The sequence below is a fragment of the Thermus kawarayensis JCM 12314 genome (assembly GCF_055393575.1).
The window spans coordinates 193,100-215,638 of sequence record NZ_AP043756.1 but is presented as its reverse complement, the minus strand read 5'-3'; the positions used below and the strand labels follow the sequence as shown (position 1 = coordinate 215,638).

Sequence of the window (22,539 nt, the reverse complement as noted above, 5' to 3'; positions counted from 1 at the left end):
TTTAGTGTAGCACCCGCCCAATCCCCTTCAGGAGAGCTCCAGGAGGAAGGCCGAAAGGGCCGACCGTTCCAGGAGGGCCACCAGGGTCTTTCCCCTAAAGGGGGCGAGGACCAGGGCCTTTTCCCCGAAGACCAAGGCCGCGGGGCCCCGCCTTTGGGCGAGGGCCTCGTCCAGGCGGTCCAGGGCCTCCTTGAGCCGGAGGAGGGGCTCCTTGGGAAGGGGGAGCTCCCCTTCCTCCAGGTGGCCTAAAGCCTCCACCCCGGGCAGGCGGAGGCGGTCCAGGCCCTGGGGGGTAGGGGGGCCTCCGTCCAAGGCCCCCAGGAGGGCCTCCAGGTCCGCCCCCCCGAGTTCCTGGAGCACGGCCTTGGCCGCCTCCGCCTCCTTCTCCAGCTCCTTGAGGAGGGCTTCCGCCTGGGCCAGGGTGCCTTCCACCTGGAGAAGCCCCTTGGGCCCCAGGCGGGGAAGCTTTTCCTTGGCCCTTTGCAGCACGGAAAGAAGGGGCCTGAGGCGGCGGCCGGTATCGCTCTGGAAGCCCTGGAGGCGGGCGTAGGTCTGGAAAAAGGCGGTGAGGCGGGTGAGAAGCTCCTCCCGCTTGGCCTCCAGCCGCCTCTTCAGAGCCTGGAGGGCCCGGGCGATGGGGGCGGGGTTGGGCTCGGGCTTGGCCTTCTCCTCCTCAATGGCCCGTAGGAGCCCCTCCCCCCGAAGCCCCGGAAGCGCTCCGCCAGGGTCTGGAGGCGGGCGAGCTCCTCCAGGGCCAGCTCTCTGGCCTGGGCCCTGGCCTCTCCCAAGGCCTTCCGCAGGGCCTCGAGGCCCTGAAGGTTCCCCTCTTGGAGGGCCCTTTCCGCCTCGGCCCATAGCCCTTCCAGGCCAAGGCGCTGGGCCTCCCCCCTCAGGGCCTCCAGGGCCTGGGCCGCTTCCGCCATCTTGGCCTTTAGGGCCGCCTCCTCCCCCTGGGCCTTGAGGAGGGCGGCGTAGCGGGCCTTCAGCTCGGGAAGCCTTTCGGGAAGGGCCTCCGGGGAAAGGCTCTGGAGCTCTTTTAGGAGAGGGAGGAAGGCCCCGCCCCGCTCCTTAAGCTCTTGCCGCAGGGCCTCCCGCTCCCCTTCCAGGCGCCTGGCCTCCTCCTCCAAGCGCCTGGCCTCTTCCTCCAGGCGCCGAAGCTCCCCTTCCAGGGGAAGGAGGTCGGGGAGGCCCCCCTCCCTCAGGGTCTCCTCCGCCAGCCCCAGGGCGTTTTCCAGGGGGGCCTTGGCCTCCTGGGGGAGGGGAAGGGCCCGGAGGGCCTCGGAAAGCTGGATGAGCCTGGCCCGCCTTTCCGCCCTCAGGTCGGCCTCGGCCTCCTGGAAGGCCTTCTCCAGGAGAAGAAGCTTTTCCCCGGCGGGCCTTCCCGCCTCAAGGAGGGCCTCCACCTCGGAAAGGAGGGGGCTCACCGTGGACTGCTCCAGGAGCGGGGCGTAGCGGGAGAGGAGCCCCTCCAGCTTCCGCCTTTCCTCCTCCACCTCCAGGGCCTGGAGCCGCTGGGCGGCCTCCTCGGGGAGGGCCTCGAGGTCTATGACCAGCTCCCCTTCCAGCTCCCCCGCCTCCTCCACGGTGAGGAAGACATCCGTGGGGTGCTTGGGAGCCTCCTCCGCCGTTTCAAAGACCATCTCCGGCAGGGTGGGGGCCCGGGCCACGCTGGACTCCAGGAGCTTGCGCAGGTCCAGGGCCAGCCTCCTGGCCCGCTCCACCTCCGCCTGGACCAGGAGGCCCTCGGCCTGGGCCTGGCGCACCATGTCCACCAGGCTTTCCAGCCTGCGCACCTTGGGCCCCCCCAGGTGCCGGACCCTTTCCAGGCTCTCTTCCAAGTAGGCCAGGTCCTTGGCCTGGCGCAGGAGGGCCTCCTCCAGCTTCTCCTCCAGGGCCTCCAAAAGCCCCTGGGCCTCGCGGAAGAGCCTGGGGTCGGGCTCTTGGCGGAGGCGGTTTAGAAGGGCCCGGAAGCGGGCCACCTCCGGCCAGTCCACGTAGAGGCCGAAGCGCTTAAGGGCCTCCTCCAGGGCCTCGAGGCCGGGGGCTTCTTCCTTGAGGCGGGAGAGGACCTCCTCCACCACCCGCCTGGCCTCCCCTGGGCTCAGGCGGGCCTGGAGCTCGCGGAAGACGAGGCCCTTGAGCAGGGTCTCCCCGTCCTTGGGGGTGAGCTCGGAGGGGCGCTTGCCCAGGCGCTTCAGCCCCTCGTCCAGCACCGCATGGGCCCGGGGCCCCAGGTGGGGGCGGAGGGCCTCCAGGATCTCCCCGTGGATGTCCCGCATCCCCTTTAGCCTACCCCCTTTCCAGCCGGAGCGCCTCCCCCAGGTAGAGCTTGAGGTGGGGGTAGGGGATCTCTATGCCCTCCCGGTCCAGGCGGTTCTTGATGCGGCGGCGGAACTCCCGGGCCACGGCCCACTGCTCTGCGGGCTTGGTGTTGAAGAGGACCCGGATGACCACCGCGGAGTCCGCCAGGTTCTGGACGCCCAGGACCTCCGGGGAAGCGGTGAAGCGGTCCTGCCACTCGGGGTCCTGGGAGAAGCGCGCCACCTCGTCCCGGAAGACCTGCAAAACCCGGTCCAGGTCCTCCTTGTAGGCCACCCCCACGTCCACCACCGCCCGGCTCCACTCCTGGGTGAGGACGGTCACCTGGCGCACCTCGGAGTTGGGGATGAAGTGGACCCGGCCCTCCAGGTCCCGGAGCACGGTGAGCCTCAGGGTGAAGCGCTCCACCTGTCCCCCCACCCCGCCTATCTGGACGATGTCCCCCACCCCGTACTGGTCCTCCAGGAGGATGAAAAAGCCGTTGATGAAGTCCCGGAGGAGGTTTTGCGCGGCGAAGCTTAGGGCGAGGCCCGCCACCCCCGCCCCCGCCAGGAGGGCGGTGACGTTCAGGCCTAGGTTGGAGAGGAGCAGAAGCCCCCCCAGGAGGAGGACCGCCCCCTTGAGGACCGACTCGGACACCACCTTCAGGGTGCGCCGCCGCACGGCCTCCCGGGTGTGGACCCCTTCGGGGGAGGGAAGCCCCCGGAGGAGGATGGGGATGAGGCGGTAGCCCAGGAAGGCGAGGGCCAGGATGGACAGGGCGGAAAGCCCCCTTTCCCCAAGCCAGGCGGCCATCCCCTTTCCCCAGGAGCGGAAGGGCTCGTGGGGGAGGCCCAGGGCGTGGGCCAGGTAGCTCCCCAGAAGGAGGAGGACCACCCCCCACCAGAGGAGGCCCAGGGCGCGGAAGAAGCGGTCGTCCTTGTCCGTGGGGGTGAGGCGGCCCAAGGCGGCGAGGAGTCTGGCCCCGTACCGGCCCAGGAGCCAGGCCACCAGGAGGGCGAGGAGGGCTTGGAGCCAAGGCGCCATGGGAGCACTATACCCAAGGCCCCCGGGCCTTATAGTGAGGGGTATGGAAGGCCACCTGCCTGAGCCCACCTACACCCTGGAGGGCTGGCACGTCCTCCACGACTTCCGCCGTTTGGACTTCCCCCGTTGGCGAAAGGCCCCCTCGGAGGAACGCCGGGCGGCCTGGGAAGAGCTTTTGGACCTCATGGCCCAGTGGCGAAAGGCGGAGGAGGCGGGGCAGGGGTCCTTCGGCGTCTACCAGGTGGTGACCCAGAAGGCGGACCTCCTCTTCCTCAACCTCCGGGAAACCCTGGACCAGCTTCTGGAGCTGGAAAGGGCCCTCAACGGGAGCCTTTTCGCCCAGTACCTCCTCCCCGCCTACGGCTTCTACTCGGTGGTGGAGCTGGGAAGCCAGGAGAAGCCCCTGGACCCCGAGTCCCCCTACGTCAAGCCCCGCCTCACCCCCGTGGTGCCCAAGGGGGGGTACGTTTGCTTCTACCCCATGAACAAGAAGCGCCAGGGAGGGGACAACTGGTACCTGCTCCCCGCCAAGGAGCGGGCCCGGCTCATGAAGGCCCACGGGGAGACGGGCAGGAAGTACCAGGGCAAGGTCCTGCAGGTCATCAGCGGGGCCCAGGGCCTGGACGACTGGGAATGGGGGGTGGACCTCTTCAGCGAAGACCCCATCCAGTTCAAGAAGATCGTTTACGAGATGCGCTTTGACGAGGTCTCGGCGCGCTACGGCGAGTTTGGGCCCTTCTTCGTGGGCAGGTACCTGGGCGAGGAGGCCCTCGCCCGCTTCCTGGGCGTAAGCTAGGGGTATGGAGCGTTTCTGGGCCCTTGGGCTTTTCCGCCTCCTCCCCGAGTTCCGCCGCCTCGAGGCCGAGCACCAGGAGCACCTGAAGGAGGAGCTTTCCCTTCTCCTTGCCCGCTGGCAGGCCAAGGGAGGGTTTCTCGCCGCCTACAGCCTGGTGGGCTTTTCCGCCGAGGCGGACCTCCTCCTTTGGCAGGGAGCCCAGGACCCCAAGGCCCTTCAGGCCCTGCGCCGGGAGATGCACCGGGCCCGGATGCTGGGCTTTTTGGAGCCCGTGGGCCTCTTCCTGGACCGGGGGGAGGGTGGGCCGGGGGAAGGGGCCCTGGCGGTCTTCCCCTTTGGCCTGGAGGCTTCCCCTCCGGTGGGGGCCCGCCTCCTTTCCGGGCGGCAGGTGGCCCTGGTGGAAGGCCCCCTGGAGGCCCTCTTCCCCCTGGCCGTGGAGGAGGGGGGGTACCTGGGGGTGCCTCGAGGCTTCCGGGAAGCCCTGGACGACCTGGGGTAGGGAAGCCCCCTTCGGGCCCCTAAAGGGAGGCCCATAAGGCCAAGGCGACAAAGCCCAGGGCGCCCACCCCCAGGGTGAGGAGGGCGGCCTTCCGGGTCTTGGGGAGGATCACTCCCAGAAGAAGTCCCGTGAGGCTCACCAGGGCCAGGAAGAGGGCGGAGAGGTCCAGGAAGACCTTCCAGCCCCCCCTTGTGTCCCTTCCCTTGTGCAGGTCGTTGAGGAGGGCCACCAGGCCGTGTTCCGTCACCACCAGCCGGTAGGCCCCCGTTTGGGGGTCCACCTGGGCGTCGGCGGCGTAGCCTGGGGCCCGGAAGGAGATCCAGGCCTCCCCGCCGCTTTCCCCGTGGTCCGCCACCTGCCCCCTAAGGCCCAAGGCCCGCAGGTCCTCCGCCAGGCGGAGCCAGTCCAGGCCCTTTCCCTCCCCATAGGGGGCCCCGGGCAGGGTGCCGGAAGACTTCCTCGGGCTTCCCTCCCCGAACCACTCCGGGTGGTTCAGGGTGAGGCCGGTGACGGCGAAGAAGAGAAGGGTGAGGAAGGCGAGGAGGGAGAGGTAAAGGTGCAGGGTGCGGCTTAGGGTGTAAAGCCGACTCCGCCAGGGATGGGCCCTGGGCCTAGGCTTTCCGGCCGTAGTCAAGGGCCACCTCCTGGAGCTCCCCCTTAAGGGAGTAGGCCCGCTGGAAGGGCTTGTCCAAAAGTTCCACCTTTTCCCGGAAAAGCTCGTAGGGACCGTGCTCCCGGGCGTACTCCACGCAGACGTAGTAGGGGCCCTGGGGCACGGGCCTTCCCCTCTCGTCCTTGCCGTCCCAGGCCACCGTGTACCGCCCTGGGGGGCGGGTGGGGCCGGAGAGGGTGCGCATGGCCTGCAGGTCCCCTAAAAGGTAGTAGCGCCTTAGGGCGTCCCACCACCTCTCCCCCTTCCCCGGCATGAGGAAGAGGGCCAGGGTCCTCACCAGGTTGCCCCGCTCGTCCTCCACGTAGGCCGCCACGTAGGGGGCCCGGTAGCGGAAGCCCCCGCCCTGGTAGGCGAAGGCCACCTGGAGCTGGAACCCCTGGGGCCAGGGCTTCCCCGCCTGGGCCCGGGCGAGGCCCAGGGCCAGGGTTCCCGAGACCACCCTGAGAAAGCTTCTCCGGCTGTAGTAGCGCTTGAGCATCCTTCCCTCCTTATGGGCCTTCCACGGGGCCAGCGGGGCTAAAGAGGACCCCCTTGGCGCCAAAGGCCCGAAGCAAAGGCCAGGCCGCCTCCCCCAGGACGAAGAGGGCCTTGGCGAGGCCGTCCGCCAAGAGGGCGGAAGGGGCCAGCACCGTGGCCTGGAGGCCGAAGGCGGGCCTCCCGGTGCGGGGGTCCAGGAGGTGGCTTCCCTGGTGGCGCACCCCGCTGGTGGCCACCCCTCCTTCCTCCAGGCAAAGGCGGAAGGCGGGGCGGGCGTTGTCGGGGCCCAGGGGGTCCTCCACCAGGACCTCGGCGCGCCCGGGGCCCCTCCGGGCAAGGTCCCCGCCCAGGTTCACCAGGGCGGCCCTGGCCCCCGCCTTAAGGGCGGCCTCGGCGGCCTTGTCGGCGATGTAGCCCTTGGCCAGGCCGTCCAGGTCCAGGGGGGCGAGGACCTCCACCTCCTCCTCCAGGAACCGCAGGGCCTCTCCCCCCTCCCTTGGCGCCGGGTGGAAGGCCCCGCCCGTGGCCTCCTGGAGCCTCTTGGCAGCAAGGAGCACCTCCCGCATCTCCGGGCTTGGGCGGCCGCCTCCTTGGCGCACCAGCCGGGTGAGCTCGCTTTCCCGGTGGCGGCTCAGGATCCCTTCCAGCCTTTCCACCTCCCGCAAAACCGCCTGGAAGGCCTTCTGGGCCCGCCAAGGGGGGGCGAGGAGCTGCACCTCCAGAAAGCTGCCCAGGACCCCTTCCCACCTGGCCCCGTACCGGCCCATGGAAGGGAGGGTAAGGCCGGGCGGTTAGGTGGACGTTAGCGAGGGGGTTCCCCTGGGGTAACCCGGCCCTAACCGCCTAGGGCAATACTTAAGGGGTGCAGGTGCTCCTCTTGGAGGACGAGCCCCGCCTGGGCCAGGCGGTGGCCCGGGCCCTCGTGGCCCAAGGCTACGGGGTGCGCTGGGCGAAGGGCCTGGAGGAGGCCCGGGAGCTCTTCCTGGAGTTGGAGCCCCACCTCATGGTCCTGGACGTGCGCCTCCCCGAGGACCCTGACGGGGGCTTCCGCTTCGCCCGGGAGGTGCGGGAGGCGGGCTACAAGGGGCCCATCCTCTTCCTCACCGCCCGGGACGCCCTGGAGGACCGCGTCCAGGGCCTGGACCTGGGCGGGGACGACTACCTGGTGAAGCCCTTCCACCTGGAGGAGCTTTTGGCCCGGGTGCGGGCCCTCCTGCGCCGGGCCTCGGAGGTGAAGGCCTCCCGGGTGCGTTTGGGGCCCTTGGAGGTGGACCTGGCGGGGCGGGGGGTCTACCTGGAGGGCCGGCGGGTGGACCTCTCCCTGAAGGAGTTCGCCCTCTTGGAAGAGCTCCTCCTCCATCCGGGCCGGGTCTTTGCCCCGGAGGAGCTGGCGGAGCGGGTCTTCGGCGACCCGGAGAAGGTGGGGGCGGTGAAGGTTTACGTGCACTACCTCCGGCAGAAGCTTTTCCCGGAGGTGGTGCGCACCGTGCCCGGGGGGTACCGGCTTGGGAATGAGCCTTAGGACGCGGCTTGCCCTCTTCTTCGCCCTCTCCATCGGGCTTGCCCTCCTCTTCCAGGGGGCCTTGAGCTACCTGGCCTTCAAGGGCCTCCTCGAGGCCGACCTGGACCGTTCCCTCCTCTTCTACGTGCGGACCCTCTCCGAAGGGCGGCCAAGCCCCAGGGGGGAGTTCGCCTTCCGCCTGGTTCAAGGGGAGGCCAGGACGCAAAGCCCCAACTTCCCCGGCTTCCCCGAGCGCCCGCCCGGGGCCTACTGGTGGGAGGGGTGGCGGGTGCGGGTGCTGGAGGTGCCGGGCGGCCTCCTGGCCGTGGCCCGCTACGAGCCGGAGGCCCTCTTGGCCCTCGCCCGCTTCCGCCTGGCCCTCTTCGGGGTGGGGGCGGCCCTCACCCTGCTCTTCTCCCTTCTGGCTTCCCGCCTCGCCGGGGCCGCCCTGAGGCCCCTCGCCCACCTCACCCGGGTGGCCCGGCGGGTGGCCGAGTCCCAGGACCTTTCCCACCGGGTGCCCCCGGAGGGCGGGGGGGAGCTCAAGGCCTTGGCGGAGGCCTTCAACCACATGCTGGAGCGCCTCGAGGCCTTCCTGGAGCGGGAAAGGCGCTTCACCCGGGACGCGGCCCACGAGCTCAGGACGCCGGTGGCAGCGGCTTTGGCCCAGGTGGAGGCGGCCAAGGCGGGCTACCTCCCCCGGGAGGAGGCCCTTTCGGCCCTGGAGGAGGAGCTTCTCCGCATGAAGCGCCTGGTGGAGGCCCTCCTCGTCCTCGCCCGGGAGGGGCGGGTGGAGCGGGTGGACCTGGACCTGGCCGCCCTGGCCCGGGAGGCGGCGGAGGGCTTCGGCGTTCCTTACCGGGGTCCGGAAACCTTTCCCTACCGGGGAAACCCCCTTCTTCTTTCCCAGGCCCTCCGGAACCTCCTGCAAAACGCCTTCCTCCACGGGGAGGGGAAGGGGGTAGAGCTCAGGCTTAGGGTGGGGGAGGAGGTGGCGCTGGAGGTGAAGGACGAGGGGCCAGGGATGCCGGAGGAGGCCCTAAGGGAGGCGGGGAGGCCTTTCTTTAGGGCCTCGCCTAGGCCCGGCGAGGGGCTCGGCCTTTCCGTGGCCAAAAAGGTGGCCGAGGCCCACGGGGGGAGGCTGGAGCTCCTTCCCCACGCGCCCTCCGGCCTGGTGGCCCGGCTGGTCCTGCCCCTTCTCAGCGGAGCCGCTTCAAGGCCTCCTTGATGAGCTCCTGGGCCTTGGCCTTTGGGTTTCGGCGCAGGAGGTCCAAGACCACCGCCCGGGCCTGCCCCTCCTTGAACCCCAAGGCGGCCAGGGCCATCACCGCTTCCAGGGCGGCCTCGCTCTCCACCTTCTCCCCGGTGAGGAGGTGGGGGGGCACCTTGCCCTTGAGTTCCAGGGCGATGCGCTCGGCGAGCCTCTTTCCCACCCCGCTGGCCGAGGTGAGGAGGCGGGTGTCCCCCTCCGCCAGGGCCCGGGCGAGGAGCTTGGGGGAGAGGGCGGAGAGGAGGGCGAGGGCCACCTTGGGCCCCACCCCGCTCACCGAAAGGAGGAGCTTAAAAAGGGCGAGGCTTTCCTCCTCGGGGAACCCGTAGAGGAAAAGCCCATCCTCCCGCACCTGGAGGTGGGTGTGGACCCCCACCTCCTCCCCTTCCCGCAAGGCCTGCAGGAAGGGGCTTGGGGCCTGGACCAGGAAGCCCACCCCCCCCACCAGGAGGAGAAAGCCCTCTTCCCCCTTCCTGAGGACCCGGCCCTGGAGGTAGCGGATCATCGCCCTTGGAAGCGGGGCGGGCGCTTCTCCCGGAAGGCCCGCACCCCCTCCTCGTGGTCCTGGGTCCTCCCTGCCTGCCCTTGGAGGATGGCCTCCAGGGCCAGGGCCTCGGTGAGGGAGAGGCGGTAGGTCTCCAAAAGGAGCTTCTTGGTGAGGGCGTAGGCCCGGGTGGGGCCCTGGGCGAGCTCTTGGGCCAGGGAGAGGGCCTCCTCCATGAGCTTTTCCGCGGGCACCACCCGGTGCACGAGCCCCAGGGCCAAGGCCTCCTCGGCGGAGAGCCTGGGGGAGAGGAGAAGGAGCTCCTGGGCCTTGGCCAGGCCCACCAGGCGGGGGAGGAGGAAGCTTAGGCCCGAGTCGGGGACGAGGCCGATCCTTACGAAGGCCGTGGTGAAGCTCGCCTCCTTTGCCGCCAGGCGCAGGTCCCCCCAGAGGGCGAGGCTCATCCCCGCCCCGGCCGCGGGGCCGTTCACCGCCACCACCAGGGGCTTCTCCAGGCCGCTCAAGGCCTCCACCACCCGGTTGTAGCGGCGGAGGTGGGCCTCGTAGTCGGGCTTTTCCTCCCCGAACTCCAGAAGGTCCTGCCCGGCGGAGAAGGCCCTTCCGGCCCCCGTGAGGAGGAGGGCGCGCACCTCCCGGTCCTCGCTGGCCTCCTTTAGGGCGGCGTGGAGGGCGTCCAGGAGCTCGCCGGTGAGGGCGTTGAGCCTTTCGGGCCGGTTGAGGGTGAGGACCAGGACCCCGTCTTGTCGCTCCTTGAGGATCATGGCCCCATTGTAAGGGGGGAGCGCCCCCACACCGGTTTTTGGTGTAGCGTAGATGGAGGGGTGTATCGCCCCCGGGAGGCGAGGCATGGAGCTCACGCTGGAAAGCCAAGGTTACCTGGAGGCCCTCTACCGAACCTACCTGGAGGATCCCTTTTCCCTGCCGGAGGAGTGGCGGCGCTACTTTTCCGCCCTTTCCCTGGAGGACGGGCGACGAGAACCGCCCCTCCCGGCCGAGGCGGTGGATGCGGCCTTCCTCCTCAAGGTGGAGGCCCTGCGCCAGGCCTACCGGGAGTTCGGGCACCTGGCGGCCCGCATAGACCCCCTGGGGCGGGAGAGGCCGAGGCCTAGGACGCTTTCCCTGGAGGCCCACGGCCTCTCCCCTCAAGACCTGGGGAGGCCCCTTCCCCCCCTCTTCGGGGCCCCCACCTTAGGGGCGCTTCTTGAGCGCCTCGAGGCCACCTACCTGGGCCCGGTGGGCTTTGAGCTCGCCCACGTGGAGCCCGAGGAGAGGGACTGGCTTCTCGCCCGCCTGGAGGCTTCCTGGCCCAAGCCCGCCCCCGAGGTGCGCAGGCGGGTCCTGGAAAGCCTCATGCAGGCCAGCCTCTTTGAGGCCTTCCTCCAGCGCAAGTACCTGGGGGCCAAGACCTTCAGCGTGGAGGGCCTGGAAAGCCTCATCCCCCTCCTCAAGGAGGCGGTCTGGGAAGCGGCCAGGCACGGGGTGAGGGAGGTGGTGCTGGGGATGGCCCACCGGGGGCGGCTCAACGTCCTGGCCCACGTGGTGGGGAAGCCCTTTGAGCGCATCTTCCGCGAGTTTGAGGAGATCTTCCCCGAGGGCTACGCGGGGGACGTGAAGTACCACCTGGGCTTCTCCAGCGACCAGGAAACCCCCTTTGGCCCGGTCCACGTTTCCCTGAACTTCAACCCGAGCCACCTGGAGTTCGTGAACCCCGTGACCCTGGGAAGGCTTCGCGCCAAGCAGGACCGCTTCGGCGACCACAAGAGGCGGCGGGGCCTGGCCATCCTGGTCCACGGGGACTCGGCCTTCATCGGCGAGGGCATCGTCCAGGAGACCCTGAACCTCTCCGGGCTTCCCGGCTACCGGGTGGGGGGTACCCTCCACGTGGTGGCCAACAACCAGCTGGGCTTCACCACCCTGCCCTCGGAGTACACCTCCTGCCGCTACCCCACGGACATCGCCAAGATGGTGGGGGCCCCCATCTTCCACGTGAACGCCGAGGCCCTGGACGCGCTGCTCTTCGTCCTCTCCCTGGCCCTGGAGTACCGGAGCCGCTACGGCAAGGACGTGGTCATAGACCTGGTGGGTTACCGCCGCCGGGGGCACAACGAGACGGACGAGCCCACCTTCACCCAACCGGACATGTACGCCCTCATCGCCAGGCGCCCCGAGCCCTGGCGGGTCTACGCCGAGGGCCTCCTGGCGGAAGGGGTGGTCTCGGAGGCGGAGCTCAAGGCCTGGCAGGAGGCCTACCTGGAGCGGCTGGAGAGCGAGTTCGCCCGGGTGAAGGCCGAGCCCGGCCCCGTGGTGCCCCACGGGCTTTCCGGCCTCTGGCAGGGGTATGCGGGTGGGCCCGACCACCTGGTGCCCGAGGCGGACACCCGGGTGCCCAAGGAGGCCTTGAGGAACCTCCTGGTGCGCCTGGCCACGCCCCCTGAGGGCTTCCAGGTCCACCCCAAGCTCAAGCGCTTCCTCGAGGCCCGCCTGGAGATGGCCGAGGAAAAGCGTCCCGTGGACTGGGCGGCGGCCGAGGCCCTGGCCTTCGCCACCCTGGCGGTGGAGGGGCATAGGGTGCGCCTCACGGGCCAGGACGCCCTAAGGGGCACCTTCACCCAGCGCCACGCCGCCCTCTACGACTACCAGACCGGGAAGCCCTACATCCCCCTCCAGCACCTGGCCGAGGGCCAGGCGGAGGTGGAGATCTGGAACTCGCCCCTTTCCGAGGCCGGGGCCTTGGGGTTTGAGTACGGCTACAGCCTGGACTACCCCGAGGGCCTCGTCCTCTGGGAGGCCCAGTTCGGGGACTTCGTCAACGTGGCCCAGGTCTACATTGACCAGTTCCTGGCCAGCGCCGAGGCCAAGTGGAACCGCCTCTCGGGGCTCGTCCTCCTCCTGCCCCACGGCCTCGAGGGCCAGGGCCCCGAGCACTCCTCGGCGAGGCTGGAGCGCTTCCTCCAGCTCGGCGCCAAGGACAACCTCCAGGTGGCCTACCCCACCACCCCCGCCCAGTTCTTCCACCTCCTCCGCCGCCAGGTGAAGCGGCGGATCCGCAAGCCCCTCATCGTCATGACCCCCAAAAGCCTCCTCCGCCACCCCGAGGTGGTCTCCACCCTGGAGGAGCTGGCCGGGGGCCGCTTCCAGAAGGTCATCCCCGAGAGGGTCAAGGGGGCGAGGAAGGTTCTCCTCACCTCGGGCAAGGTCTACTACGACCTCCTGCAAAAGCGGCGGGAGCTCCAGGCCGAGGACGTGGCCCTCCTGAGGCTGGAACTCCTCTACCCCTTCCCCGAGGCGGAGCTTCAGGAGGCCCTGGGCTTCTACCCCAGGAAGGTCCCCGTGGTCTTTGTGCAGGAGGAGCCGGTGAACCAGGGGGCCTGGTGGTACCTCTCCGCCCGCTTCTGCGGGGAGGTCTACGGCCACCCCTTCTCCGTGGTGGCCCGGCCCGAGTCCCCAAGCCCTGCCGTGGGCTCCTCCAAGGTCCACAAACTGGAGCAGGAAGAGCTATTGGAAGAGGCCTTTAGGTGAGGGAGGTCAGCGTGCAGGAACTCAAGGTGCCCTCCGTGGGCGAAAGCATCGTGGAAGTGGAGGTCGGCGCTTGGCTGAAGCGGGAAGGGGAGACCTTCCAGGCGGACGAGCCCCTGGTGGAGCTCATCACCGACAAGGCCACCCTGGAGCTCCCCGCCCCCTTTGCGGGGACCCTGAAGCAGATCCTGAAGAGGACCGGGGAGACCGCCCGGGTGGGGGAGGCCATCGCCCTCCTGGAGGAGGGGAGGGTGGAGGCCAAGGCGCCCGCCGAAGCCCCCAAGGAGCCCTCCCCGGAGCCTCTTGCCATGCCCGCCGCCCTCCGCCTCATGCAGGAGAAAGGGGTTTCCCCGGAGGAGGTCCAGGGTACCGGCCTAGGCGGGCGGGTCCTTAAGGAGGACGTGATGCACCACCTGGAGGAGCGGGAAGCTCCCTCAAGGCCTGCCGAGCCCGCCCCACCTCCCCCTGCCCCCCCTCCCGCCCCCGCCGACAGGCCCTGGCGGGTGGACGAGGTGGTCCCCATGACCCCCCTGCGCCGCCGCATCGCCGAGAGGCTTCTCCTGGCCCGCCAGACCACGGCCATGCTCACCACCTTCAACGAGGCGGACATGTCGGCGGTGATCGCCCTGAGGAAGGAGCTCGGGGAGGCCTTCCAGAGGAAGCACGGGGTGAAGCTCGGCTTCATGAGCTTCTTCGTCAAGGCCGTGGTCCAGGCCCTCAAGGAGATCCCCGAGCTCAACGCCGAGATCCGCGAGAACCACATCGTCTACCACCGCTACTACGACATCGGCATCGCCGTGGGCGGGGGCGAGGGGCTGGTGGTGCCGGTGATCCGGGACGCCGACCGCCTCTCCTTCGCCGAGATAGAAAGGCAGATCGCCGACTTCGCCGAACGGGCCCGCACCAAGAAGCTCAGGCCCGAGGAGCTCACGGGAGGCACCTTCACCATCACCAACGGGGGGATCTACGGCTCCCTGAACTCCACCCCCCTCCTCAACCCGCCCCAGGTGGGGATCCTGGGCATGCACGCCATCCAGGAGCGCCCCGTGGCCCGGGAGGGCCAGGTGGTGGTCCGGCCCATGATGTACCTGGCCCTCTCCTACGACCACCGCATGGTGGACGGGCGGGAGGCGGTGACCTTCCTCCGCCGGGTGAAGGAGCTCATTGAGAACCCCGTGAGGCTCCTTCTGGAGGTGTAGGGTGTACGACCTCCTGGTGATCGGAGCCGGGCCCGGCGGGTACGTGGCCGCCATCCGGGCGGCCCAGCTGGGGATGAGGGTGGGGGTGGTGGAGAAGGAGAAGGCCCTAGGGGGGACCTGCCTTCGGGTGGGGTGCATCCCCTCCAAGGCCCTCCTGGAGACCACCGAGCGCATCTACGAGGCCAAGAAGGGCCTCCTCGGGGCCAGGGTGAAGGGGGTGGAGCTGGACCTTCCTGCCCTCATGGCCCACAAGGACAAGGTGGTCCAGGCCAACACCCAGGGGGTGGAGTTCCTCTTCAAGAAAAACGGCATCGCCCGCCACCTGGGCAGGGCCCGCTTCCTCTCGGACCGCAAGGTCCTGGTGGAGGAGACGGGGGAGGAGCTGGAGGCCCGCTACATCCTCATCGCCACGGGGAGCGCCCCCCTCATCCCCCCCTGGGCCCAGGTGGACTACGAAAGGGTGGTGACCTCCACCGAGGCCCTCGCCTTCCCCGAGGTGCCAGAGAGGCTTGTCGTGGTGGGGGGCGGGGTGGTGGGCCTCGAGCTCGGGGTGGTCTGGCACCGCCTGGGGGCGGAGGTCACCCTTCTGGAGTACATGGACCGCATCCTCCCCACCATGGACCTCGAGGTCTCCCGGGCGGCGGAGAAGGTCTTCAAGAAGCAGGGCCTCGCCATCCGCACCGGGGTGCGGGTCACCGCCGTGCTTCCCCAGGGAAAGGGGGCGCGGGTGGAGCTTGAAGGGGGCGAGGTCCTGGAGGCGGACCGGGTTTTGCTGGCCGTGGGCCGGAGGCCCTACACCGAGGGGCTCGCCCTGGAAAACGCCGGGCTTGCCCCCGACGAAAAGGGCCGGATCCCCGTGGACGAGCACTTAAGGACCCACGTCCCCCACATCTACGCCATAGGGGACGTGGTGCGGGGGCCCATGCTGGCCCACAAGGCCAGTGAGGAGGGGATCGCCGCCGTGGAGCACATGGCGAGGGGGTTCGGCCACGTGGACTACCAGGCCATCCCCAGCGTGGTCTATACCCATCCCGAGGTGGCCTCCGTGGGCTATACCGAGGAGGAGCTGAAGGAGAAGGGCATCCCCTACAAGGTGGGGAAGTTCCCCTACTCCGCCTCGGGCCGCGCCCGGGCCATGGGGGAGACGGAAGGGTTTGTTAAGGTCCTGGCCCACGCCAAGACGGACCGGATCCTGGGGGTCCACGGGATCGGGGCCAGGGTGGGGGATGTTCTGGCCGAGGCCGCCTTGGCCATCTTCTTCAAGGCGAGCGCCGAGGACGTGGGCCGCGCCCCCCACGCCCACCCCTCCCTCTCCGAGATCCTCAAGGAGGCGGCCCTGGGGGCGTGGCAGCGGCCGATTCACCTCTAGTACCCTTGTTTGCACCCCGTGCCGGCGCAAGCCAGCACGGGGTGGTATAAAACCCCCTCCTGGCGCGCGCCAGGAGGGGGGAGCGGGGTCCCCTTAGAAGGCCGGCGGGGTGGCGTTTAGGCCTACGCCGATCCGGTAGAAGTAGCCTAGGCCCTGCTGGCCGTTGGTCTCCTCGAGCTTTAGGTAGTAGGTGCCCGTTTGGGAGGCTTGGTAGGAGATTTGGGCGGGGCTCGTGGGGCTTTCCTGGGCGCTTTGGAGCGTGGTGGTCCCGTCCGGGGCGAGAAGGGTGAGCTTCACCGTGCCCAGGCCCCCCACCAGGCGGCTTGCCGCCTGCAAATCCAGGGTTTGCCCTCCCTGGAGGGGAATCGCGTAAACGTCCACGTCCGGGCCCCCTTGGGACAGGCCGAACTGGGCCAGGTTGTTGGAGTCAAAGGCGGCGCTCAGGGTGAAGGACGGGGGGAGAGGTCCGAAGAACTGGGCAAGGTCTGTGGCCGTCTGGAACGTATCGTTCCGGGCTGGCGGGTTCCCCGGGGTGACCTCGTGGGTGACCTCGTAGGGGTCCGCCTGCTGCCTTAGTACCGCGAGGGCTTCCCCCCCGGGGAGGACGCTCACCGCTCCCTGGACGGGGTCCTCGCTGCCCCCCAGGAAGATCTGGCTCGGCCCGCCCACCAGCACCTGGTACTGGCCCGGGGGGCTTTCCAGGAAGAGGGCCGGGCCCGCGGGGCTGGTTTGGGCGTACATCTGCTTGCCGCTTTGGTGGACCAGGGTGACGTTGCTGAAGGGGACGGAGGGGAGGAGGTCGGTGGTGACCAGGCCCCCTAGGCCGAGGCGGGCGTCGGAGCCTTTGTTGAGCACCAGGATCCCGATCTGGCTCCCGGGAGGGGGGAGCTGGCTCGGGCTTTGCAGGCCCCGGGCCATCTGAACCGCCCGGCCCACGTTGACCCGGCCCGCCCCCATTCCGGCGACCACATCCGCGGGCCCCTGCACGGGGTCGGCTGTCTGTTGGAGGATCCGGAGCACCTGGTAGGGGGTGGGGTTGAGCCCGTTATCCCTGAGCACCTGGAGGACCACCGCGGCCGAGCCGGCCACCACCGGCCCCGCCGCCGAGGTGCCGCCGAAAAGCCAGGTGCCCGTCCCCAGGTTGACAAAGGTGGTGAGGACGTCCTCGCCCGGGGCCGAGAGGTCCACCCAAGGACCGTAGGTGGAAAAGCCCGTCTTCTCGTCGTAGGGGTTGGTGGCGGCCACGGCGATGAGCCCGGGAAGGCCGGAGGGGAGGTGGTAGGCATCGCGGTAATCGTTGCCCGCGGAGGCCACCACGATGACCCCGTGGAGAAGGGCGTAGTCAAAGGCCTCCTTGAGGAGGTAGCTGTACCCTCCCCCGCCCCAGGAGTTGTTGAGCACGTCCACCCCGTGGTCCACCGCCCAGACCAGGGCTTGGGCCACCCCGAAGTCCCCCGCGTACCCTCCGTTCTGCCCTCCAAAGATGACCAGGGGCCTGAGGCGGGCGGCGGTGCTCGGGTTGCCGTTGCCCCCGGCCACCCCCGCCACGTACTGCCCGTTGTTGGAGAGGGCCGCAGCCATCCCGGCGGAGCCCGAGCCGTGGGTGTCGCGGCTTTGCTGCCCCTGGAAGGGGGCAGTGGGGGCGAAGGCCTGGAGGGTGAAGGCGTTGAACCCGGGGAGACACCGGGTGCGGGCAGGCTGGTCGCAGAGGTCAGGGTGGCTGCGGTCAAAGTCGGTGTCCACGATGCCGATGGTCACCCCCCGGCCCACCCCGCCCTGGTCCCAGGCTGCCGGGGCCCCGATCTTGGGGATCCACCACTGTTGGGGGAGGAGGGGGTCGTTGAAGGCCGCCTGGGGGGCGATCCCCTGAGCGGCAGTCCTGGGGTTGGGCAGGGGGATGGGGCTTCGGTCAAAGCGGTTGGGCTCGGCGTACCGGGCCAGGCCCAGGATGCGCCGGGCGGCCTCGGCCTGGTCAAGTCCCGAGGGGAGTTCCAGAAGGGCGGCCTTGAGCTCGGGCAGGGTGGCGATCACCCGCGCCCTAAGGAGGCGGGACACCGTCTCGAGGTTCCCCTCGTCCCGGTAGCCCACCACGAGTTGCCGCTCGGGGGGGGTGGCCAGGGCGGGGTTGAGGGGGGCCGGACCTTCCGAGGCCCGCTGGCCCAGGTTGCCGCAGGCGGCCAGAAGGCCGGCCAGGCCGATGAAGAGGCTGGTTAGAACCTTCCGCATACTAGTAGCTCCCATCTCCGGTCACGAACTCGTTCCACTCCCCGGTGCAGACCGGGCCGCCAAAGTTGCAGGCCTGGAGGGGAAGGAACACGTTCCAGAGGTCCTGGGCGATGGAGATGGCCTCTATCCGGCTCGGGTTGCTGGGGTCCAGGCCCACCGCCGCCGCTGAGAGGTCAAAGGAGTAGCTGTGGAAGGCCTCGAGGCGGGGCAAAACGGCGGAGCCGTCCTGGTTGTAGGCCACGCTGTAGGTGTTGCCGTTCACCGTGAGGGTCTGGTCGCTGAACAGGAGGCCGTTGTGGAGGCTGTAAGGCGCCCAGATGAAGAACTCGCCCTGCTGGGGGTAGTCCAGGAGGAAGGGGGCGAAGAGGCGGAGGTCCCCCACCTTCTGGCTTACGCTCCAGGAGAGGGTAGGGGTGACCGAGACCCCGGTGGCGTACTTGGCCGGGCTCAGTAGGTGTACGGTGAAGCGGTCCAGGGGCGTGGTGGCGAGCACGGGGCCCTGGGCCACGTTCTGGCCCACCGCATCCACCCGGTAGTAGACCCGCTGGCCTACCCTGAGCTCGGGGCTGGCGTCGTTGTAGGACCGGGCGGCCCCCCTGAGGGTGGCGATCTTGGTGAAGTTTTGCCCGTCAAGGGAGCGGTAGACCTCAAAGCGGTCGGGGTTAGTACCGCTGTATGCCCAGGAGAGCTGTACCCAGAGGGTGCTATCCGGGCTTGGGGCCCCTTCCAGCCGCACCTCCTCCGTGCCCGGCAGGCGGAGCACCGCCGGCTTGGGCGTCCCGTAGAAGCCGATGGCCTGGGCCAGGGTGACGGCGAGGACCTGGAAGTTGCTAACCGGAGTAACGGCGGGGTTTGCGAAGCTCTGGCTGAAGTTCAGGTAGTAGAGGCGGTGGGTCCGGTTTTCGTTCACATCGTAGACCACCACCTCAAAGGTGGTGGGGCCGCTGATGCCAGCCACGCTGGCTCCCGAAAGGGTCTGGTTTCCAGTGTCCGGGCCGCCAATGTCGGCGGTCCAGAGGAAGCGCGGGCTGGTGAGGAAGCCCGAGCCGGGGGTTTTCCCCAGGGCCGCGTAGATGTAGCGGATCATGTTGCCCGCGCCCTGGGCCTGGGCCTGGATGCGGAAGGGGACGCACCCCTGGGCCTGGGTCACCGTGGAGAAGTCCTGCCCTGCGGGAAGGTTGCCGCACCCTCCGGCCCCGGTGGTGACGGTGAGCTGGGGCGGGGCGGTGGGGAGGCTCGGGTTTGCGGCCTGTTTCTGGATCACCTGGATGGGGCCCAGGTTCCCCTGGAGGAGGAGGTTCTCTATGCGGCTACCGGCATAGCCCGGCTTGGCGAAGTTCAGGTGGTAGGTTCCCGGGGGAAGGTAAAGGGTGAAGGCGCCGTTGCTGTCGGTCACGGTTGCGGCGGGTAGCCCATCCACGGTTACCGTGCTTCCGCCTACTGGGGCCCCGGCGTTGTTGTCCACCACCAGGCCGGTGAGGGTGCTGGTGCCGAAGACCACCGCGACCGAGGCCATCCCCTTGTTCCCCGCCGCATCATAGGCGTTGACCTGAAGGGTGCTGGCCCCCGGGTTCAGGGTGACTTGGAAGCTGAAGGAAACGCTACGCCCCGGGGTGATGGACACTCCCTGCTCCGGCCCCCCGTTGAGCTGGTAGGTGATGCGGGTAACCCCCACGTTGTCCTGGGCCGTACCCTGAACGGTCACGCTGGGCGTGTTGAGGGTCTGCCGGTCCACGGGCTGGGTGAGTACGACGGTGGGTTTGGTGGTGTCGGAAGGTGCCTGGCCGCAGGCGGCCAAGACCACCCCTAAAGCCGCCATAAGCCACTGCCAGCGCTTCATGTCCCACCTCCTCTGGCGCTCCTGTGCTGGAGCCCGGGAAGGGTGCTCCTAAAGCCTACACTGCCTTTTTTCATAAGCGCTACCTCCTCACTTTCTTTTCGGCCAAATTCTATCTTGGACCCTCTGGCCTGTCAAGGGGGCAGGGTTGTATACTTATGCACGCCCCCTTCGGGGGTAGACTGGGAGGGACATGAAGATCGTCTTGGCCTACTCCGGCGGACTGGACACCAGCATCATCCTCAAGTGGCTCAAGGAGACCTATGGGGCCGAGGTCATCGCCTTCACCGCGGACATCGGCCAGGGGGAGGAGGTGGAGGAGGCCCGGGAAAAGGCCCTGAGAACCGGGGCCTCCAAGGCCATCGCTTTGGACCTCAAGGAGGAGTTCGTCCGGGACTTCGTCTTCCCCATGATGCGGGCGGGGGCGGTGTATGAGGGCTACTACCTCCTCGGCACCGCCATCGCCAGGCCTTTAATCGCCAAGCACCTGGTGCGGATCGCCGAGGAGGAGGGAGCGGAGGCCATCGCCCACGGGGCCACGGGGAAGGGGAACGACCAGGTGCGCTTTGAGCTCACCGCCTACGCCCTGAAGCCCGACATCCAGGTGATCGCCCCCTGGCGGGAGTGGCGCTTCCAGGGCCGAAAGGAGATGATCGCCTACGCCGAGGCCCACGGCATCCCCGTGCCCGTGACCCAGGAGAAGCCCTACTCCATGGACGCCAACCTCCTGCATATTTCCTACGAGGGGGGGGTCCTGGAGGACCCCTGGGCCGAGCCCCCTGAGGGGATGTTCCGCATGACCCAAGACCCCGAGGAGGCCCCCGACGCTCCGGAGTACGTGGAGGTGGAGTTTCATGAGGGCGACCCCCTGGCGGTGAACGGGAAGAGGCTTTCCCCGGCGGCCCTCCTGCAAGAACTCAACGGGATCGGGGGGCGGCACGGGGTGGGCCGGGTGGACCTGGTGGAGAACCGCTTCGTGGGCATGAAGTCCCGGGGAGTCTACGAGACCCCGGGGGGGACGATCCTCTACCACGCCAGGCGGGCGGTGGAAAGCCTCACCCTGGACCGCGAGGTCCTACACCAAAGGGACCTGCTCTCCCCCAAGTACGCCGAGCTCGTCTACTACGGCTTCTGGTACGCCCCGGAGAGGGAGGCTCTCCAGGCCTACTTTGACCACGTGGCGAAGGCGGTGACCGGGGTGGCCCGGCTCAAGCTCTACAAGGGCAACGTCTACGTGGTGGGGAGGAAGGCCGAGAAAAGCCTTTACCTCAAGGACCTGGTCTCCTTTGACGAGGCGGGGGGTTACGACCAGAAGGACGCCGAGGGCTTCATCAAGATCCAGGCCCTGCGCCTTCGGGTGAGGGCCTTGGCGGAGAGGAAGGGCCATGGCGCATAGGACCTGGGGCGGGCGCTTTGGGGAGGGGCCTGATGCCCTCGCGGCCCGGTTCAACGCCTCCCTTCCCTTTGACCGGGCCCTTTGGCGGGAGGACCTCTGGCAGAACCGGGTCCACGCCCGGATGCTTAAGGAGGTGGGCCTTCTCACCGAGGAGGAGCTAGAGGCCATCCTCCGGGGCCTGGACCGGATAGAGGAGGAGATAGAGGCGGGCACTTTCCCCTGGCGGGAGGAGCTTGAGGACGTGCACATGAACCTCGAGGCCCGCCTCACGGAGCTCACCGGCCCCCCGGGGGGCAAGCTCCACACCGCCCGTAGCCGCAACGACCAGGTGGCCACCGACTTGAGGCTCTTCCTCCGGGGGGCCATAGACGAGCTCCTGACCCTTCTCCTTGAGCTCCGGCGGGTCCTGGTGCGGGAGGCGGAGAAGCACCTGGACCCCCCTCACGTCCTCCCCGGCTACACCCACCTGCAACGGGCCCAGCCCGTCCTCCTCGCCCACTGGTTCCTGGCCTACTACGAGATGCTGGGGCGGGATGGGGGAAGGCTGAGGGACGCCAGGGAGCGCCTCAACGAAAGCCCCTTGGGGGCGGCGGCCCTGGCGGGGACGGGCTTTCCCATAGACCGCCACTTCACCGCAAGGGAGCTTGGCTTCCGGGCCCCCATGCGGAACTCCCTGGATGCGGTGGCCTCGAGGGACTTCGCCCTGGAGGTCCTCTCCGCCCTAAACATCGGCATGCTCCACCTCTCCCGCCTCGCCGAGGAGCTCATCCTCTTTAGCACCGAGGAGTTCGGCTTCGTGGAGATCCCCGACGCCTTCGCCACCGGGTCTTCCATCATGCCCCAGAAGAAGAACCCGGATATCCTGGAGCTCGTCCGGGCCAAGGCGGGGAGGGTCCTGGGGGCCCTGGTGGGGCTTTCCACCGTGGTGAAGGGCCTCCCCCTCGCCTACAACAAGGACCTCCAGGAGGACAAGGAGCCCCTCCTGGACGCCCTGGCCACCTACCGGGATAGCCTCAGGCTCCTTTCCGCCCTGCTCCCGGGGCTTAAGTGGAAGCGGGAGAGGATGTGGCGGGCGGCGGAGGGGGGCTTTGCCCTAGCCACGGAGCTCGCGGACTACCTGGCGGAGAAGGGCCTTCCCTTCCGGGAGGCCCACCACGTGGTGGGGAGGCTGGTGAGAAGGCTTGTGGAGGAGGGGCGGGCCCTGAAGGACCTCACCCTGGAGGAGCTAAGGGCCCACCACCCCCTCTTCGCCGAGGACGCCCTCCCCCTCCTCCGGCTGGAGACCGCCCTCCACCGCCGCCGCTCCTACGGGGGGACGGCCCCCATGGCGGTGCGGGAGAGGCTAGAGGAGGCCAAGAAGGAGGTGGGCCTTGATTGAGGCGGGCCTTCCCCTGGCCACGGTGGCCCTGCCGGAGGTGCGGCGCCAGGCGGGGGTGGAGCTGAGGAGGGCCAGGCTGGGCGACGTGGACGCCATCTACTGGCTCATCCGCTACTGGGCGGAAAAGGGCCTGATGCTGGTGCGGAGCCACAGCCACCTCTACGAGAACATCCGGGACTTCCTGGTCCTCGAGGACGAGGACGGCCACATCGTGGGCACCGTGGCCCTGCACGTCCTCTGGCGGGACCTGGCCGAGATCCGGGGCCTTGCCGTGCACCCCGGGCGCCAGGGGCAGGGCCTCGGGCGCTGGCTGGTCCTGGGGGCGGAGAGGGAGGCCCGGGACCTGGGGCTTCCCCGGGTCTTCGCCTGGACCCTCCAGGTGAACTTCTTCCGGGGCCTAGGCTACCGGGTGACCACGCGGGAAGCCCTCCCTCCCAAGGTGTGGAGCGAGTGCAACGCCTGCCCCTTCTACGAGAACTGCCGGGAGATCGCGGTCATCAAGGAGTTTTCCCTGGGGGGCTAGAATGGACGGGATGGGCACCCTAACCCGCT

18 protein-coding genes and 1 pseudogene are annotated in these 22,539 nt (G+C 69.2%); 10 read left to right on the top strand and 9 right to left on the bottom strand.

All coding sequences use genetic code 11. The features are described 5' to 3' along the window. Nucleotides 1-27 precede the first annotated feature (27 nt). Nucleotides 28-2,279: pseudogene (locus ACZ5RK_RS01515) on the bottom strand (hypothetical protein). 10 nt (nt 2,280-2,289) lie between these two features. Next, nucleotides 2,290-3,345, bottom strand: a complete 1,056-nt coding sequence (locus ACZ5RK_RS01510) for a mechanosensitive ion channel family protein (RefSeq protein ID WP_464909400.1) — start codon at nt 3,343-3,345, stop codon at nt 2,290-2,292. 43 nt (nt 3,346-3,388) lie between these two features. Here ACZ5RK_RS01510 and hemQ point away from each other — a divergent pair, with 43 nt between their 5' ends. Beyond that, nucleotides 3,389-4,141: a hydrogen peroxide-dependent heme synthase gene (gene hemQ / locus ACZ5RK_RS01505; RefSeq protein WP_464909399.1), complete on the top strand. Its 753-nt coding sequence runs from the start codon at nt 3,389-3,391 to the stop codon at nt 4,139-4,141. Nucleotides 4,142-4,145: 4 nt separating this feature from the next. Continuing rightward, nucleotides 4,146-4,640, top strand: coding sequence for a chlorite dismutase family protein (locus ACZ5RK_RS01500; protein ID WP_464909398.1), 495 nt, complete (start codon nt 4,146-4,148; stop codon nt 4,638-4,640). 19 nt (nt 4,641-4,659) lie between these two features. On the opposite strand, the gene ACZ5RK_RS01495 is transcribed toward ACZ5RK_RS01500, so the two are convergent. From ACZ5RK_RS01495 to ACZ5RK_RS01485, 3 genes are read right to left on the bottom strand one after another with little or no spacing between them, the layout of a single operon-like run. Then, nucleotides 4,660-5,274, bottom strand: coding sequence for a PepSY-associated TM helix domain-containing protein (locus ACZ5RK_RS01495; protein WP_054647837.1), 615 nt, complete (start codon nt 5,272-5,274; stop codon nt 4,660-4,662). Next, the gene (locus tag ACZ5RK_RS01490) at nt 5,252-5,791 is read right to left on the bottom strand and encodes a DUF2271 domain-containing protein (protein WP_464909397.1); all 540 of its coding nucleotides are present in this window, start codon (nt 5,789-5,791) and stop codon (nt 5,252-5,254) included. The genes ACZ5RK_RS01495 and ACZ5RK_RS01490 overlap by 23 nt, the downstream gene beginning before the upstream one ends. Before the next feature lie 10 nt (nt 5,792-5,801). Further along, complete coding sequence (locus tag ACZ5RK_RS01485) at nt 5,802-6,557, bottom strand: FAD:protein FMN transferase (protein ID WP_464909396.1); 756 nt, start codon at nt 6,555-6,557, stop codon at nt 5,802-5,804. A 95-nt stretch (nt 6,558-6,652) separates the two neighbouring features. Between ACZ5RK_RS01485 and ACZ5RK_RS01480 the strand changes: the two genes are divergently transcribed. Both ACZ5RK_RS01480 and ACZ5RK_RS01475 read left to right on the top strand, forming a co-directional pair. After that, nucleotides 6,653-7,312, top strand: a complete 660-nt coding sequence (locus tag ACZ5RK_RS01480; protein WP_464909395.1) for a response regulator transcription factor — start codon at nt 6,653-6,655, stop codon at nt 7,310-7,312. Beyond that, complete coding sequence (locus tag ACZ5RK_RS01475) at nt 7,302-8,519, top strand: sensor histidine kinase (protein ID WP_464909394.1); 1,218 nt, start codon at nt 7,302-7,304, stop codon at nt 8,517-8,519. Before ACZ5RK_RS01480 ends, ACZ5RK_RS01475 begins: the two co-directional genes overlap by 11 nt. Here the strand turns inward: ACZ5RK_RS01475 and ruvA are convergent. Continuing rightward, nucleotides 8,491-9,066 (bottom strand): Holliday junction branch migration protein RuvA, encoded by a 576-nt coding sequence (gene ruvA, locus ACZ5RK_RS01470; protein ID WP_464909393.1) that lies wholly within the window; start codon nt 9,064-9,066, stop codon nt 8,491-8,493. The genes ACZ5RK_RS01475 and ruvA overlap by 29 nt on opposite strands. Beyond that, nucleotides 9,063-9,827, bottom strand: a complete 765-nt coding sequence (locus ACZ5RK_RS01465) for an enoyl-CoA hydratase/isomerase family protein (protein WP_464909392.1) — start codon at nt 9,825-9,827, stop codon at nt 9,063-9,065. Before ACZ5RK_RS01465 ends, ruvA begins: the two co-directional genes overlap by 4 nt. 85 nt (nt 9,828-9,912) lie before the next feature. Between ACZ5RK_RS01465 and ACZ5RK_RS01460 the strand changes: the two genes are divergently transcribed. Genes ACZ5RK_RS01460 through lpdA form a run of 3 tightly spaced genes read left to right on the top strand, consistent with a single transcriptional unit; the run spans nt 9,913 to nt 15,150 of the window. Beyond that, a complete protein-coding gene (locus tag ACZ5RK_RS01460) occupies nt 9,913-12,585 on the top strand; it encodes a 2-oxoglutarate dehydrogenase E1 component (protein WP_464909391.1) in 2,673 nt (890 codons plus the stop codon). Nucleotides 12,586-12,596: 11 nt separating this feature from the next. After that, a complete protein-coding gene (gene odhB, locus ACZ5RK_RS01455; RefSeq protein ID WP_464910097.1) occupies nt 12,597-13,781 on the top strand; it encodes a 2-oxoglutarate dehydrogenase complex dihydrolipoyllysine-residue succinyltransferase in 1,185 nt (394 codons plus the stop codon). A 1-nt stretch (nt 13,782) separates the two neighbouring features. Then, nucleotides 13,783-15,150 carry a dihydrolipoyl dehydrogenase gene (lpdA, locus tag ACZ5RK_RS01450; RefSeq protein WP_464909390.1) on the top strand — a complete coding sequence of 456 codons (1,368 nt, stop codon included), beginning with the start codon at nt 13,783-13,785 and terminating at the stop codon, nt 15,148-15,150. A gap of 93 nt (nt 15,151-15,243) precedes the next feature. Here lpdA and ACZ5RK_RS01445 read toward each other — a convergent pair whose 3' ends face one another. Both ACZ5RK_RS01445 and ACZ5RK_RS01440 read right to left on the bottom strand, forming a co-directional pair. Continuing rightward, nucleotides 15,244-17,376 (bottom strand): S8 family serine peptidase, encoded by a 2,133-nt coding sequence (locus tag ACZ5RK_RS01445; RefSeq protein ID WP_464909389.1) that lies wholly within the window; start codon nt 17,374-17,376, stop codon nt 15,244-15,246. A gap of 1 nt (nt 17,377) precedes the next feature. Continuing rightward, nucleotides 17,378-19,216 carry a carboxypeptidase regulatory-like domain-containing protein gene (locus tag ACZ5RK_RS01440; RefSeq protein ID WP_464909388.1) on the bottom strand — a complete coding sequence of 613 codons (1,839 nt, stop codon included), beginning with the start codon at nt 19,214-19,216 and terminating at the stop codon, nt 17,378-17,380. 190 nt (nt 19,217-19,406) lie between these two features. Here ACZ5RK_RS01440 and ACZ5RK_RS01435 point away from each other — a divergent pair, with 190 nt between their 5' ends. The 3 genes from ACZ5RK_RS01435 to ACZ5RK_RS01425 are packed head-to-tail and all read left to right on the top strand — an operon-like array spanning nt 19,407 to nt 22,510. Continuing rightward, nucleotides 19,407-20,609, top strand: coding sequence for an argininosuccinate synthase (locus ACZ5RK_RS01435; protein ID WP_054647215.1), 1,203 nt, complete (start codon nt 19,407-19,409; stop codon nt 20,607-20,609). Further along, a complete protein-coding gene (gene argH / locus ACZ5RK_RS01430; protein WP_464909387.1) occupies nt 20,599-21,987 on the top strand; it encodes an argininosuccinate lyase in 1,389 nt (462 codons plus the stop codon). The genes ACZ5RK_RS01435 and argH overlap by 11 nt, the downstream gene beginning before the upstream one ends. Beyond that, nucleotides 21,980-22,510 carry an N-acetyltransferase gene (locus tag ACZ5RK_RS01425; RefSeq protein ID WP_464909386.1) on the top strand — a complete coding sequence of 177 codons (531 nt, stop codon included), beginning with the start codon at nt 21,980-21,982 and terminating at the stop codon, nt 22,508-22,510. The genes argH and ACZ5RK_RS01425 overlap by 8 nt, the downstream gene beginning before the upstream one ends. The last annotated feature ends 29 nt before the right edge of the window (nt 22,511-22,539 follow it).